Here is a 12,770-nt window from a genome sequence, read left to right as displayed (position 1 = left end):
GGTTAGCCCCCCATCCGGGATTCGAGCCGCTGTACCATCTGCGCCGGAACCTGCGGTGCCTGCAGCGCGGTCAGGATCCGGGTTTTGACATCGTCGGGCATGAATTTGTTGGCCTCGACAAAGGCCACCAGCCGGGCACGTTTTTCGGGGTTCAGGTCCACCATTTCGGGTTCAGCCACCTGATTAGCCGCTTCAGGTTGCAACGGCCGCACCTTGATCCCGGCCCCCAGCAGCGGTGTGCGTTCGCGCACCACGGACCGCCCGCCCAGCCCCGGGGCGCGGATCAGAATATCATCGCCCTGCCGCCGCAGCAGCGTTACCGGGAGTGTTTCCAGCCGGTCGCCTTCGCCCAGCACCAGGACGGTGCCATCGGCGGCCAGCGCCTTGGAGGGCAACCGTACCACGTTTTGCAATTCGGGTTCTTCGACCGCAACGGTGACGAAATCGCCCGGTTTCATGCCGCGCGGGCTGTCCAGCGAGGCGAAGACCAAGCGCCCGGTCTGACCTTCGCCCACCGCCGCGCTGGCCCGGGAAAGGACGCCGCTGCTGCTCAGATCAACGCCGCTGACATCCAGCGTCACCCGTACCGGCGCAGGCAGCAAAGCGCCCTGCGTGCCCAGCAGCCGGGCATATTGGCTGGTCGAGACGCGGAAAACGACTTCCAGCGCATCGCCATCAATCAGATCGGCCAGCTTTTCATTGCCGCCGATCAATCCACCGGCGACCGCCGACACATCGCTGAGCGTGCCGGAAAACTCGGCCCGCACCTCGGTTTCATCGCGCAGCCGCTGGGCTTCGTCCCGGGCGATCCGCGCCCGTTGCAGCGACGTTTTCGCCTTGTCGACCCGGGCTTCGGCCTGCGCCAGCGCTTGCCGTCTTGTCACCACCGATTGCCGCGCCGAAGACGCGGCCAGTTCGGCGGTTTCCACCGCTGTTTCGGTGACCACACCGCGTTCGGCCAGTCCCTTTTGACGTTCAAAGGCGCGCTGACGCAGATCTGCCTGTTCCCGCGCCGCCGCCAATTCATCCCGCGCCAGTTGCAGGCCGCGTTCGGCATCGCGGATTTCCGCTTCGGCGTCCAGCAAATCAGCCCCGGACCGTTGCAATGCCGCATCGGCATCGGCAGGATCAATCCTGAGCAGGATCTGTCCTGCGGTTACCGCCCCGCCTTCTTCGAAATTCTCTGCCAGCTCGATCACCGTGCCCGGCACGGCGGAACGGATTTGCAATGACCGGCGACTTTCGATCTGACCGAACGCCTGCAACACCGGGGTCACCGTTTGCGGGGCCGCCGTCACCACCGCCACGCTGAACACACGTTCGCGCACCTGCGGTTTACGCGCGTCACGCGACAACCGCTCGTCTATGGCATCACGGACCATCGATCCGGCATAGAAAACCAATCCCAGCGTGAGGGCGAACAAGAACAGCCCCATCATGCTTTGACGCAGAAATCGCATCTTCAGTTCCTTGCACAAAGGTCAAACCGACCTGTCGCCGCACAACCTAGTCGGTCGGGCGGTAAAACCAAGACATTAAGCATCTTACGCAGTGAATTGTTATTTCCGTCGTTTATGTTCTTCCAGTCGTGGAAAAATTTCGACGAAATTACACGGCAGATGGCGGTAATCCAGCTGGTAGCGCAAGATTTCATCCCAGGCGTCCTTGCAGGCGCCGGTGCTGCCGGGCAACGCGAACAGATAGGTGCCCCCCGCCACGCCGCCGGTGGCGCGGCTTTGGACCGCGCTGGTACCGATCTTTTGCATCGAAACGATGGTGAAAACCGTGCCGAAGGCTTCGATTTCCTTTTCGTAGACGTCGCGATGCGCCTCGACGGTCACGTCGCGTCCGGTCAATCCGGTACCGCCGGTCGACAGGATGACATCGACGTCCTTGTCTGCGATCCACGCGCGCAGTTGATCGGCGATCTGATCCCGTTCGTCGGGCAGAATTTTGCGGTCGGCCAGGATATGGCCGGCGCCTTCGATCCGCCCGACCAGCGTGTCGCCGGACCGGTCCTCGGCCAGGCCACGGCTATCCGACACGGTCAGAACCGCGATGCGGACGGGGATGAATTCTTTGCTTTCGTCGATGGGCGACATCGCTTTTATCCTTTTTGCAGAAGCGCCAGGCGCAGCGCTAACCCGGCGAAGATACCGGCGCTGATCCGTCCCAGCCAAAGGGCAAAAACCGGGCTGCCGGTCAAGCGCCGACCAATGCCACCAGCGAACAGCCCCACGGCTGCGTTGATAATAAACCCACCCAGCGACAGGACCATGCCAAAGATCAGGAACTGCGCCAGAATGCTACCGTTCGCAGGGATGACGAATTGCGGCACGAAGGCCAGCACGAACAGGATAACCTTGGCATTGGTCAGGTTCACCGCCAGCCCGTCGCCGAACGCCCGCGCCGCCCGGCTGGCGACCACACCGGCACTTTGCGTCCCGCCGCGCAGCGATTGCAGCGCCAACCAAAGCAGATAGGCCACGCCGACCCACCGGATCGCATCAAACGCCCAAGGCAGTGCCGCGATCAGGGCCCCCAGCCCCAGCCCTGCGGCGGCGGCATGAATAAAGGCCCCGGCGGAAATGCCAGCGCTGGCGGCTACGGCGGCTTTGGGTCCCGATCGCACCCCCTGCCCCAAGCAAAACAGCATATCCGCCCCCGGGGTCAGGTTCAGCGCCAGCGCGGCGGGAATGAAGGCCAACAGGGTCAGTGGATCAACGATCACGATTTGCGCTCCAGCCGGGCCTTCAGTTCCAACAGGTCGGCCCATGCTTCGCGTTTGGCCTGTGGGGTGCGCAATAGGTAGGCAGGATGGAACATCGGCAAAGCGGGCCTGCCAAAGGCTTCGGCCCAGTGCCCGCGCAGCCGTGTGATGCCACGTTTGCCCAGCCCGGCCTCGCAGCTGATATTTCCCATCAGGATCACGATATCGGGACCGGCCAATGCCACATGGCGGGTCAGGAATGGCAACAGCAAAGCTATTTCATCCGGTTTCGGGTCGCGATTCTGCGGCGGTCGCCACGGCAGAACATTGGTGATGTAGACTGCGCTGGCCGCATCATCTGATTTCCGGTCAAGACCGATCGCGGCCAGCATCCGGTCCAACAAGTGCCCTGCCGCACCAACGAAAGGCTGGCCGATGCGATCTTCGTCGCGCCCCGGTGCTTCGCCGATGATCATCACCCGCGCTGCCGGGTTGCCATCGGCAAAGACCATCTGCTTCGCGCCGCGCTTGAGATCGCAATGTTCGAATTCCTGCAATGCGGCACGCAACCCTGCCAGATCCTGCGCCGCGTTTGCGGCCGCCCGGGCGGCCTGAACCGCGTCGATTTCGGCCGGTTTGGCCGCTGCGGTGGGCGGCGCCTTTGACTGCGCCCTGGATTTTGGCCGCTCTGCATCGAGCGCGTACCGATTCACCGGCGCTTCGCTCAGCGCTTCGTCCGCGCCCAGTTCGACCTGCCATTCCAGCAGCGCCTTGGCGGTGTCATAATCCAATGCCGATTCCATAGCCGCCACGCTATCGCCTGCGGCGGGCGGGGGGAAGGGGGCGCTGTCCCCTCTGCGCGCGGGGCGCGCATTCACCCAAGGGGTATTTTCGCCAAGATGAAACGCGAAGGCTTGCGGGGGGAGAGGCGGGTTTTTATAAGCGGTGCAATGCCGCCATGGAGGGATCGATGACATTCACGCAGAAGCATCTTCTGGGGATCGAGCCCTTGCATCCGTCAGAAATCACCGCAGTGCTGGATCTGGCAGATCAATATGTTGATCTGAACCGGCGCGAGATGAAACATTCCGACGCTCTGGCAGGCCTCACCCAGATCAACATGTTTTTTGAGAACTCCACCCGCACCCAGGCCAGTTTCGAACTGGCGGGCAAGCGGCTGGGCGCGGATGTGATGAACATGGCGATGCAGGCGTCTTCGATCAAGAAGGGCGAGACGCTGATAGATACCGCGCTGACACTGAACGCGATGCATCCCGACCTTCTGGTCGTCCGCCATCCGCATTCGGGGGCAGTGGACCTTTTGGCGCAGAAGGTGAATTGCGCTGTGCTGAACGCCGGTGACGGACGCCATGAACACCCCACCCAAGCGCTGTTGGACGCGCTGACAATCCGGCGTGCAAAGGGGCGGCTGCACCGGTTGAACATCGCCATTTGCGGCGACATCGCCCATTCCCGTGTGGCACGGTCGAACCTGATCCTGCTGGGCAAGATGGAAAACCGGGTGCGTCTGGTCGGTCCGCCCACATTGATGCCGGCGCAAATCGATCAATTCGGGGTCGAGGTTTATCACGACATGAAAGAGGGTCTGAAGGACGTCGATGTGGTGATGATGCTGCGGCTGCAGAAGGAACGGATGGATGGCGGTTTCATCCCGTCCGAGCGCGAATATTACCACCGCTACGGGCTTGATGCGGAAAAGCTGGCCGTGGCGAAACCCGACGCCATCGTGATGCATCCCGGGCCGATGAACCGAGGCGTCGAAATCGACGGCACCATCGCAGACGACATCAACCGGTCAGTGATTCAGGAACAGGTGGAAATGGGCGTGGCGGTGCGGATGGCCGCGATGGACCTGCTGGCGCGCAACCTGCGCACCGCGCGGGCCGGGAAAGAGGTGATGGTGTGATCGACCCGGTGCAGGTCCGGCCCGATGAAGGCAAGGGGCTGCGGTTGTTTTCCCTCGACGTGGATCAGGTCGAAAGGGACCGGTTGCAGAAAATCCTGCAGGTCGCAGAACCGGGGCTGGCAGCAGGACGGCTGGCCGACCTTCTGGGCGTTGCGGCGGTTGATGCCACCCGGATCGAGATATTCCCTGTCGAGGATCTGTCGGGGTTTGGCCTGTTCAACTATCTGATCAAAGCCAATGGCTTGCCCGAAGCCGCTCTGGACCACGACCGCACCCGGATCGAGGCGCTGGACGGCACAGTGATGATTCTTTATTCGCGGGCCTTTCACAACCAGCATGTGACGCTGGCCCCGGCCGCGCATGTCCGGCTGATCGGAGCCTGGGACGAACAGCCGCCGGAACTGGAATTCACCCCGCTGCGCAGCCGGGCCGCCTTTGGCTCGGGGGGCGAAATGGCAGCCGGTCCGCCCCCAGCGCTGCCGCGCTGGTTCTGGGGGGCGATCCTGATCGTTGCGCTGGCCATTGCGGCGATAATCGCGGGCCTGAAAGGGGCGTTTGGATGATCCCGGAAATGATACCGACGACACCTCTGAACGACGGCGAATCCGTCCTTCACAGTTTCCTGCCAGACCGGGGGGCCTATTGGCGCGATCACGCTTGGATGGCGGCCGGCGCAATGGCGCTGGGAATGACGATCCTCTGGGCGATCGGCAACCCGGATGTCTGGACCGGCGCGGTAGGGGGGCTGGCTGCCGTTGCGGTGCGGGCCTTTTACCTGGCTTCGGACGAATTGAAGGCCCGCTGGGACCTGACCGAAACCCGGCTTTTGGGGCCGCAGGGACGCAATCTGCGGTTGGCCGAAATCAAGCATATCCGTACGCAGGGCAGCGCGGTGCAGCTGATCACCCATTCAGGCGACAAGCATATGCTGAAATTCCAAGCCAACCGCGACGACACCATCGCCCGGATTGAACGGGCCCAAATCGGGGGCTGGAGTTGACCGGCCAGCACGCCCACGGAGCCGAGATTTATCGCCTGATGCGCGACAGTCAATGTGGCTACCAGCAGGCGGCAACAGCATGATTCCCCTCCCCTTTCCGGCCAACTCCGGCTATACCCATCCCACCGCCGCCCAAGGAAGCCCGCCATGACAACGTTGCTGTTCACCGATGTCCACTTGATCGACCCTGAAGCCGGTGCCGTCACTCATGGTTCGCTGCTGGTCAAAGACGGCATGATCGCCGGTCATGGTGCCGAACTGTCCGTGCCCGAAGGCGCACAGGTGATCGACGGGCGCGGCAAATACCTGGCCCCCGGCATCGTCGATATCGGGGTAAAGGTCTGCGAACCTGGCGAACGCCATAAGGAAAGCTTCAAATCTGCCGGTCAGGCGGCTGCGGCCGGCGGCGTCACCACGATGGTCACGCGCCCCGACACCGCTCCGGCCATCGACAGCCCGGAAACATTGGAATTCGTCACCCGCCGCGCCAATGAAGCCGCGCCGGTCAACGTGGTACCGATGGCGGCGCTAACCAAGGGCCGACAGGGCCGCGAAATGACCGAGATCGGATTTTTGCTCGATGCCGGGGCGGTCGCCTTTACCGATTGCGATCATGTCGTCAGCGACAACAAGGTACTGTCGCGCGCGCTCAGCTATGCCCGCAGTCTGGATGCTCTGGTCATGGGCCATCCGCAGGATCCGGGCCTTTCACTGGGCGCGGCGGTCACCAGCGGTAAATTCGCATCGCTGCGGGGTCTTCCGGCGGTGTCATCCATGGCCGAACGGATGGGCATCGACCGCGATATTGCGCTGCTGGAAATGACGCAGGCGAAATATCATTTCGACCAGATCACCACCGCCCGCGCCCTGCCCGCGCTGGAACGGGCCAAGAAGAACGGGCTGGACGTGACCGCCGGCACCTCGATCCATCACTTGACGCTGAATGAATTCGACGTCGCTGATTACCGCACCTTCTTCAAGGTAAAGCCGCCGCTCAGGTCCGAAGACGACCGGCTCGCCATCGTCGAGGCGCTGCGCCACGGGCTGATCGACACGATCAGTTCGTTTCATACCCCACAGGACGAAGAAAGCAAACGGCTGCCCTATGAGGAAGCCGCCAGCGGCGCGGTCGGGTTGGAAACCCTGCTGCCGGCGGCGTTGCGGCTATACCATTCCGGCGACCTGACGCTGCCGCAACTGTTCCGTGCGATGGCGCTCAACCCGGCGAAACGGTTCGGTCTGCCTGGCGGACGGCTCGCCACCGGTGCGCCGGCCGATCTGGTGTTGTTCGACCCCGACGCGCCGTTCATCCTCGACCGTTTCACACTGCACTCGAAATCCAAGAACACCCCGTTTGACGGTCAACGGATGCAGGGCAAGGTGTTGGCGACCTATGTCGGCGGCAACGCGGTGTTTGGAGCAAACTGATGGCTGACCTGACCTCCCCCTATTCGATTTTACTGCTCTGGGCCCTGATCGGCTATGGGCTCGGGTCGATCCCGTTTGGCCTGTTGATGGCCCGGCTGATGGGTCTGGGAAATCTGCGCCAGATCGGATCGGGCAATATCGGGGCCACCAATGTGCTGCGCACCGGCAACAAGCGGGCCGCGTTTCTCACTCTGCTGCTGGATGGTGGCAAGGGGGCGGCGGCGGTGTTGCTGGCGCGTGCGCTGGCCGCCGAAGACGCCGCACAACTGGCAGGCCTTGCCGCCTTTATCGGTCATTGCTTCCCGGTCTGGCTCGGCTTCAGGGGCGGCAAGGGCGTAGCGACGTTCCTCGGCCTGCTGCTGGCACTGGCATGGCCGGTCGGGCTGGCCTGCTGCGCGACATGGGCGGTCACCGCTCTGGTCACCCGGACCTCTTCCTTTGCCGCGCTGGTGGCCGCCGCACTCAGCACGATCTGGATGCTCGGGCTTGGCTATGGCACGATTATGGTTCTGGGCGCGGCGCTGACCCTGCTGATCATGTGGACCCACCGTGCCAATATCGTCCGGCTGCGCGCCGGGACAGAACCCAAGATCGGCCAGAAGTAAAAGCTTCTTCGTTTCAGAAATATCCCGGGGAAACCCGGGGAAATCTGCGTTGGGCGCAACGCCCCGCTTAAGCCCGGCTGGGGTGGAATCAGGGGATCAACCGTTCCAGCGCCGTGCCATTCTGCCAAGTGCCGTGCAATTCACCGCTCGGCATCCGCACATAGACCACCGGGTATTGGCTGCCCCAATCGACCCAGATCACATCGCCATTGCGCGTGCCCGTGCCCACATAGGCCGAATTCCCAACCTGCCAATTGAACTGCACCGATCCGTCACGGTCTGTCACCATCACGGTGCCTGTATAGGTCGATCCATCGGGATTACGCCCCTCTGCGCGATACATTCCTTCAACCGACTGCGCGAAAGCCGTGCCGGCGATCAGGCTAGCAGCAAGGCTGGCCATGAAAATCCGGCGTGTTTTTTGAAACATCATCTCAAGAATCCCCCTGAAAAGGCCATATTACCACATCGCCAGAAGGCGAGGCGTTCTTTGGATCAAAAAACGCAAAGGAGAAATCAGAATCAGATTTCGCCCTGTCGCCCGGCCAATCAGTACGAATATTCGGCGTAAATCCGGCTCAGATCGCCATTCCAGTCGCCGTGATAATGTTCCAGCAATTCGTCCGCCGGGGTCTTGCCGGTTTCGACACTGTCTTCCAGCGCGTGCAGGAAATGGCGTTCATCCTGCACCATACCGCCCAGTCCCGGGCGTGCCCGCGCCTTCAGACCGGCGCGCGAAATATCCAACACCTCGGCCGCCAAGTCGATCATCCGACGACCGCCGACGATCGCCTGCAATCCGCGCACACCGGCCTCGACGCGCCAGGCTTCGCGGGTTTCAGTATCCCAGTATTTCACCAGGTCCCAGGCCGCGTCGAGCGAGGATTGATCATACATCAACCCGGTCCAGAACGCCGGCAACGCACATATGCGCCGCCACGGACCGCCGTCGGCGCCGCGCATTTCCATGTATTGCTTGATCCGCGCTTCGGGGAAGATCGTGGTCAGATGATCTGCCCAGTCGCTGAGGGTCGGGGTTTGCCCCGGCATCGCGGGCAGTTCACCCTTCATGAAATCACGGAACGACTGACCCAGCGCGTCGATATATTTACCGTCGCGGTAGACGAAGTACATCGGCACATCCAAGGCATAGTCGACATAGCGATCGAATCCGAACCCATCCTCGAAGACGAATGGCAGCATCCCGGTGCGCGCCGGATCCAGATGCTGCCAGACCCAGGAACGATAGCTTTTCATGCCGTTGGGCTTGCCCTCGAAGAAGGGCGAATTGGCAAACAGCGCGGTGGCCACCGGCTGCAATGCCAGTGCGACGCGAAATTTCTGCACCATGTCGGCCTCGGACCCGAAATCGAGGTTCACCTGCACCGTGCAGGTACGCCGCATCATCGTGGTGCCGGAGGTGCCGACCCTGTCCATATAGGCGTCCATCAGCTTGTAGCGCCCCTTGGGCATCAGCGGCATCTGATCGTGAGTCCAGACCGGCGCGGCGCCCAGCCCGATGAAACCGACGCCGATCTCGTCGGCGATGTCCTTGACCTCACGCAGGTGGGTGTTCACCTCGTCGCAGGTCTGGTGGATGGTTTCCAGCGGCGCCCCCGACAGTTCCAACGCTCCGCCCGGTTCCAGCGACACGTTGGCGCCATCCTTTTCCAGCCCGATCAGGTAGCCGCTTTCAAGCACCTCGTTCCAGCCATAGCGGTCGCGCAGACCTTCCAGAACGGCCCGGATCGAGCGTTCGCCGTCATAGGGGATTGGCTTCTGCGCATCCTTGCAATAGCCGAATTTCTCGTGCTCGGTACCGATGCGCCAGTCATCGGCGTCGGGTTTACAGCCCGAGGCAAGATATTCGGCCAGCTGGTCGCGATGTTCGATCGGCCCGCCGCCGGATTGGGGAATAGACATGTCTGGCTCCGCTCTTTCTTGCCTTAGGTCCGGCAGAATTGAGGGCAATTCCCGGCAAAGTCAATGCAACCGGCGCATCTCGGAATGCCAGATCAACACATCTTCCGAAGGGGGATGCTTCAGCGCCTTCAACAGCGCCTGCATATTCAGGCCCGGCAGGGTGGCAAAGACATCGTACAGCGCCTCCGCCCCATCGGCGTTCACGGGAATGTTAAGCGGCGTGGTATCCTGTGCCAGCAAAAACCACGCCAGCCCGCCATCGTCGCGCCGGATCAGTCGCACCGCGACCAACCCAGGCACCGCCAAAGATCCGCCGACCAGCGGCCCGAAATAGCTGATCCGCCCCTCATCCACCTCGACGATCCCGGCCCCGCCCATGCCGACACGGAAGCGCGCCCGCCGAACCGCCAGAAACACCCAGAGCGCGCCCAATGCCGTAATGAAATATCCCAGCCATTGCAGAAGCCCGAAAGAAGTCAGCGCCCAGTAAAGCCCCAGCAGGCTCAGCGCCAGCGCGACCAGCGCCTCGCGCCAACGGCGCAACTGGGTGGCGGCTTCAGGACGCAGAAAGCTCATGCTGCGACTCCGATTTCGCAGGCCCGTTTCAGGATCGCGACCCGGTAGGTGCCAACCTTTTTGAAACCGATCGCTTCGTAGCTGCGCGCGGCGGCGGCGTTATTGGCAAACAGGACCGCCACACGGGTGCCGGTTTTGCGTTCCTCCGCCAGTTGCGCGGCCACCGCGTTGCGGGCATATCCCTTGCCGCGCCGGTCCGGCGGGGTAAACACGCCGCCCAGCTGCACCATATCCCCTACCCGGGCATTGATCCCGGTCATCGCCACCGGCTGGCCATCTTCGATCAGCAGCCGGACCTGCCCGCCAGCGATCGCTTCGACCGCGCGGGTGATGGCGGTGCGGATATCGGCGGCGGTTTCGCCTGCCTGCCCTGTATCGCGCATATATTGCGCATACCACAGGCCCAACACATTCAGATCATCCGGTGTCGGTGCCCGCAATGTGACCTCTTGCGGCTCCTGGACCAGCGCCAGATCCAGCCTGTAAAGCGGTTCAGAATGATTCACCCTGAAAGCATCCGACGGCAGTTCGAGGGCCGCAAGCGCCTGCATCACCTGCCCATCCACACCGGTCATGCCCAGTATCACCTGCCCTTGCAGAATATCGGCGAAACCGCGCCATGTCTCGGGTCCGGCCTGTGGTGCCTGACACATCAGAAAACCGTCATTGGTCCGACCGAAGATAGCGCTGAACTCTCCAATTGCGGGGGTAATGTAAAACCGCGTCCCATGCGGATGTTCCGTTTCGTCCAACCCATGTGCGGCCAGATTGCTGCGCAGGAACATCGAACTGTCCGCATGGGCCGTAAGAAAGGCATCAATCGCCGCCTCTTCGCCGGGTCGCGCCGCCCTGATCATTGCCAGTCTCCCAGCGCCTGCTGCCACATGGTCAAGGCCGCCACCGCTGCGGTGTCGGCGCGCAGAATGCGGGGACCGAGGCTGACCACATGGGTAAAGGGCAGCCCGTGCAGCCGCTTGCGCTCGGGTTCGGAAAAGCCGCCCTCGGGACCGATGAGAATCGCCCAAGGTCCGTTCCCCGCGTCACCCAGCGCCTTGCCCGCGCCAACCTCGGCCTCGTCACAGAACATCAGTTTCCGGTCCTTCGGCCAATCGGCCAGAAGACGATCGAGTTTCTGCAGGTCAGTCACTTCGGGCACGAAGGTGCCGCCGCATTGTTCCGCCGCTTCAACCGCATGGGCCTGCAACCGATCCTGCCTTATACGTTCGGAATTGGTGAAATCGGTCTGCACCGGGATGATCCTGGCGGCCCCCATCTCGGCGGCCTTTTCGACGATGAAATCGGTACGCGCCTTCTTGATCGGGGCGAACAGCAACCACAGGTCGGGCGGCATTTGCAACGGCCTGGTCTGCTCGCGGCATTCCAGGGTGCCGCCGCGCTTGCCCGCCTCGGTGACCTCGGCGCGCCATTCGCCATCGCGCCCGTTGAACAGGGCAATCTGCGCACCGATCTGCTGCCGCATCACCCCGAATAGGTAATGCGCCTGATCGCGGTCCAGGGGAATGGTTTGCCCCTGCCCCAGCGGATGATCTACATAGAGGCGGATCTTCATTGTCATGGACCTATTCATATGCCGCAGAATCCCCAGACGCCAGAGTCCGCAGGCCAGGTTTCCGACGCCGTGCGCGGCAATTGGGTGGATCACACTGCCCCGGCCTGGTCGCGGCCTTATCTGCGGCTGTCACGGGCCGACCGGCCGATTGGGACATGGCTGTTGTTGCTGCCCTGCTGGTGGGGGCTGGCACTGGCAATCCTGCATGACGGTCAACCCCGGCTGGCCGATCTGTGGATTTTCATCGCCTGCGGATTGGGGGCCTGGCTGATGCGAGGCGCGGGTTGCACCTGGAACGATATCACCGACCGCGGCATTGATGGCAGCGTCGAACGCACCCGGTCGCGCCCGATCCCGTCAGGCCAGGTCAGCGTGAAACAGGCCGCCGCCTATATGGCGCTGCAGGCTTTGATCGCCCTTGCGATTCTGTTGACCTTCAACCGGGCCGCCATCGTGATGGGCATCATTTCGCTGCTGCCGGTCGCCATCTATCCCTTCGCCAAACGATTCACCTGGTGGCCACAGGTATTTTTGGGACTCGCGTTCAACTGGGGCGCTTTGCTGGCTTGGGTGGCGCATAGCGGATCGCTGCACCCCGCCGCCGTGGTTCTGTATCTTTGCGGCATCGCCTGGACGCTGTTCTATGACACGATCTATGCCCATCAGGACAAGGAAGATGATGCGCTGATCGGAGTGAAGTCGACCGCGCGTCTGTTTGCGGACCATACTCCGCAATGGCTGAAACGGTTTCTGGTGCTTGGCGTCGTTTTGATGTCGGTGGCGGTTCTGCTGGCGATGGCGGGGCGGGACGGGTCGCCCTTTGCCGTATTGCTGGCGCTGCTGGGGCCTTGGGCATTTGGGGCCCACATGGTGTGGCAATTGCGTCAACTGGACACCGAAGATCACGCGATTTGCCTGCGACTGTTTCGCGCCAACCGCGATGCCGGACTGATCCCCTTGCTGTTTTTCGCCGGTGCCGCCTTCGTGTGATTGCACAATGCGTCAAGCACGCCTAAACAACTGGACAAGCT

At 62.5% G+C, this 12,770-nt stretch carries 15 protein-coding genes; 6 read left to right on the top strand and 9 right to left on the bottom strand.

The window, feature by feature from the left end; genetic code table 11:
* Positions 1-2 precede the first annotated feature (2 nt).
* The 4 genes from VOI23_RS10805 to VOI23_RS10790 form a co-directional block, all read right to left on the bottom strand.
* Positions 3-1,460: an efflux RND transporter periplasmic adaptor subunit gene (locus tag VOI23_RS10805; protein ID WP_323784804.1), complete on the bottom strand. Its 1,458-nt coding sequence runs from the start codon at positions 1,458-1,460 to the stop codon at positions 3-5.
* Positions 1,461-1,559: 99 nt separating this feature from the next.
* On the bottom strand, positions 1,560-2,102 hold the full coding sequence (moaB, locus tag VOI23_RS10800) for a molybdenum cofactor biosynthesis protein B (RefSeq protein WP_323784803.1): 543 nt from the start codon (positions 2,100-2,102) through the stop codon (positions 1,560-1,562).
* A 5-nt stretch (positions 2,103-2,107) separates the two neighbouring features.
* Complete coding sequence (locus VOI23_RS10795) at positions 2,108-2,728, bottom strand: LysE family translocator (protein ID WP_323785003.1); 621 nt, start codon at positions 2,726-2,728, stop codon at positions 2,108-2,110.
* The gene (locus tag VOI23_RS10790; protein WP_323785001.1) at positions 2,728-3,513 is read right to left on the bottom strand and encodes a uracil-DNA glycosylase; all 786 of its coding nucleotides are present in this window, start codon (positions 3,511-3,513) and stop codon (positions 2,728-2,730) included. Before VOI23_RS10790 ends, VOI23_RS10795 begins: the two co-directional genes overlap by 1 nt.
* 167 nt (positions 3,514-3,680) lie before the next feature.
* Between VOI23_RS10790 and VOI23_RS10785 the strand changes: the two genes are divergently transcribed.
* The 5 genes from VOI23_RS10785 (at position 3,681) to plsY (ending at position 7,670) form a co-directional block, all read left to right on the top strand.
* Positions 3,681-4,637: an aspartate carbamoyltransferase catalytic subunit gene (locus VOI23_RS10785; RefSeq protein WP_323784802.1), complete on the top strand. Its 957-nt coding sequence runs from the start codon at positions 3,681-3,683 to the stop codon at positions 4,635-4,637.
* Entirely contained in the window at positions 4,634-5,200 is a 567-nt protein-coding gene (locus VOI23_RS10780; protein WP_323784801.1) for a hypothetical protein, read from the top strand. Before VOI23_RS10785 ends, VOI23_RS10780 begins: the two co-directional genes overlap by 4 nt.
* Positions 5,197-5,637 (top strand): hypothetical protein, encoded by a 441-nt coding sequence (locus VOI23_RS10775; protein WP_323784798.1) that lies wholly within the window; start codon positions 5,197-5,199, stop codon positions 5,635-5,637. Before VOI23_RS10780 ends, VOI23_RS10775 begins: the two co-directional genes overlap by 4 nt.
* 147 nt (positions 5,638-5,784) lie before the next feature.
* Complete coding sequence (gene pyrC, locus VOI23_RS10770; RefSeq protein WP_323784797.1) at positions 5,785-7,065, top strand: dihydroorotase; 1,281 nt, start codon at positions 5,785-5,787, stop codon at positions 7,063-7,065.
* A complete protein-coding gene (gene plsY / locus VOI23_RS10765) occupies positions 7,065-7,670 on the top strand; it encodes a glycerol-3-phosphate 1-O-acyltransferase PlsY (protein WP_323784796.1) in 606 nt (201 codons plus the stop codon). The genes pyrC and plsY overlap by 1 nt, the downstream gene beginning before the upstream one ends.
* A gap of 88 nt (positions 7,671-7,758) precedes the next feature.
* On the opposite strand, the gene VOI23_RS10760 is transcribed toward plsY, so the two are convergent.
* The 5 genes from VOI23_RS10760 to VOI23_RS10740 all read right to left on the bottom strand — a co-directional run bounded on the left by VOI23_RS10760 (position 7,759) and on the right by VOI23_RS10740 (position 11,745).
* Positions 7,759-8,103, bottom strand: a complete 345-nt coding sequence (locus tag VOI23_RS10760) for a hypothetical protein (protein ID WP_323784795.1) — start codon at positions 8,101-8,103, stop codon at positions 7,759-7,761.
* A 116-nt stretch (positions 8,104-8,219) separates the two neighbouring features.
* Positions 8,220-9,593, bottom strand: a complete 1,374-nt coding sequence (locus tag VOI23_RS10755; RefSeq protein ID WP_323784793.1) for a glutamate--cysteine ligase — start codon at positions 9,591-9,593, stop codon at positions 8,220-8,222.
* A 60-nt stretch (positions 9,594-9,653) separates the two neighbouring features.
* On the bottom strand, positions 9,654-10,169 hold the full coding sequence (locus tag VOI23_RS10750) for a hypothetical protein (RefSeq protein WP_323784792.1): 516 nt from the start codon (positions 10,167-10,169) through the stop codon (positions 9,654-9,656).
* Positions 10,166-11,026 carry a GNAT family N-acetyltransferase gene (locus tag VOI23_RS10745; protein WP_323784791.1) on the bottom strand — a complete coding sequence of 287 codons (861 nt, stop codon included), beginning with the start codon at positions 11,024-11,026 and terminating at the stop codon, positions 10,166-10,168. Before VOI23_RS10745 ends, VOI23_RS10750 begins: the two co-directional genes overlap by 4 nt.
* Positions 11,023-11,745 (bottom strand): 16S rRNA (uracil(1498)-N(3))-methyltransferase, encoded by a 723-nt coding sequence (locus VOI23_RS10740; RefSeq protein WP_323784790.1) that lies wholly within the window; start codon positions 11,743-11,745, stop codon positions 11,023-11,025. The genes VOI23_RS10745 and VOI23_RS10740 overlap by 4 nt, the downstream gene beginning before the upstream one ends.
* Before the next feature lie 12 nt (positions 11,746-11,757).
* On the opposite strand from VOI23_RS10740, the gene ubiA reads away from it, so the two are divergent.
* A complete protein-coding gene (gene ubiA, locus VOI23_RS10735) occupies positions 11,758-12,729 on the top strand; it encodes a 4-hydroxybenzoate octaprenyltransferase (protein WP_323784789.1) in 972 nt (323 codons plus the stop codon).
* Positions 12,730-12,770 lie beyond the last annotated feature (41 nt).

The organism is Thalassovita sp. (assembly GCF_034670005.1).
In the GTDB taxonomy this organism is placed as follows: domain Bacteria; phylum Pseudomonadota; class Alphaproteobacteria; order Rhodobacterales; family Rhodobacteraceae; genus Thalassobius.
Note: the sequence above shows the minus strand (reverse complement) of the source record. Positions and strands in the feature narration are given on the sequence as shown.

Coding starts and splice junctions, on each gene's coding strand:
- VOI23_RS10805 (WP_323784804.1), bottom strand. CDS start 1,460: ATGCGATTTCTGCGTCAAAGCATGATGGGGCTGTTCTTGTTCGCCCTC.
- moaB (WP_323784803.1), bottom strand. CDS start 2,102: ATGTCGCCCATCGACGAAAGCAAAGAATTCATCCCCGTCCGCATCGCG.
- VOI23_RS10790 (WP_323785001.1), bottom strand. CDS start 3,513: ATGGAATCGGCATTGGATTATGACACCGCCAAGGCGCTGCTGGAATGG.
- VOI23_RS10785 (WP_323784802.1), top strand. CDS start 3,681: ATGACATTCACGCAGAAGCATCTTCTGGGGATCGAGCCCTTGCATCCG.
- VOI23_RS10775 (WP_323784798.1), top strand. CDS start 5,197: ATGATCCCGGAAATGATACCGACGACACCTCTGAACGACGGCGAATCC.
- pyrC (WP_323784797.1), top strand. CDS start 5,785: ATGACAACGTTGCTGTTCACCGATGTCCACTTGATCGACCCTGAAGCC.
- plsY (WP_323784796.1), top strand. CDS start 7,065: ATGGCTGACCTGACCTCCCCCTATTCGATTTTACTGCTCTGGGCCCTG.
- VOI23_RS10760 (WP_323784795.1), bottom strand. CDS start 8,103: ATGATGTTTCAAAAAACACGCCGGATTTTCATGGCCAGCCTTGCTGCT.
- VOI23_RS10755 (WP_323784793.1), bottom strand. CDS start 9,593: ATGTCTATTCCCCAATCCGGCGGCGGGCCGATCGAACATCGCGACCAG.
- VOI23_RS10750 (WP_323784792.1), bottom strand. CDS start 10,169: ATGAGCTTTCTGCGTCCTGAAGCCGCCACCCAGTTGCGCCGTTGGCGC.
- VOI23_RS10745 (WP_323784791.1), bottom strand. CDS start 11,026: ATGATCAGGGCGGCGCGACCCGGCGAAGAGGCGGCGATTGATGCCTTT.
- VOI23_RS10740 (WP_323784790.1), bottom strand. CDS start 11,745: ATGACAATGAAGATCCGCCTCTATGTAGATCATCCGCTGGGGCAGGGG.
- ubiA (WP_323784789.1), top strand. CDS start 11,758: ATGCCGCAGAATCCCCAGACGCCAGAGTCCGCAGGCCAGGTTTCCGAC.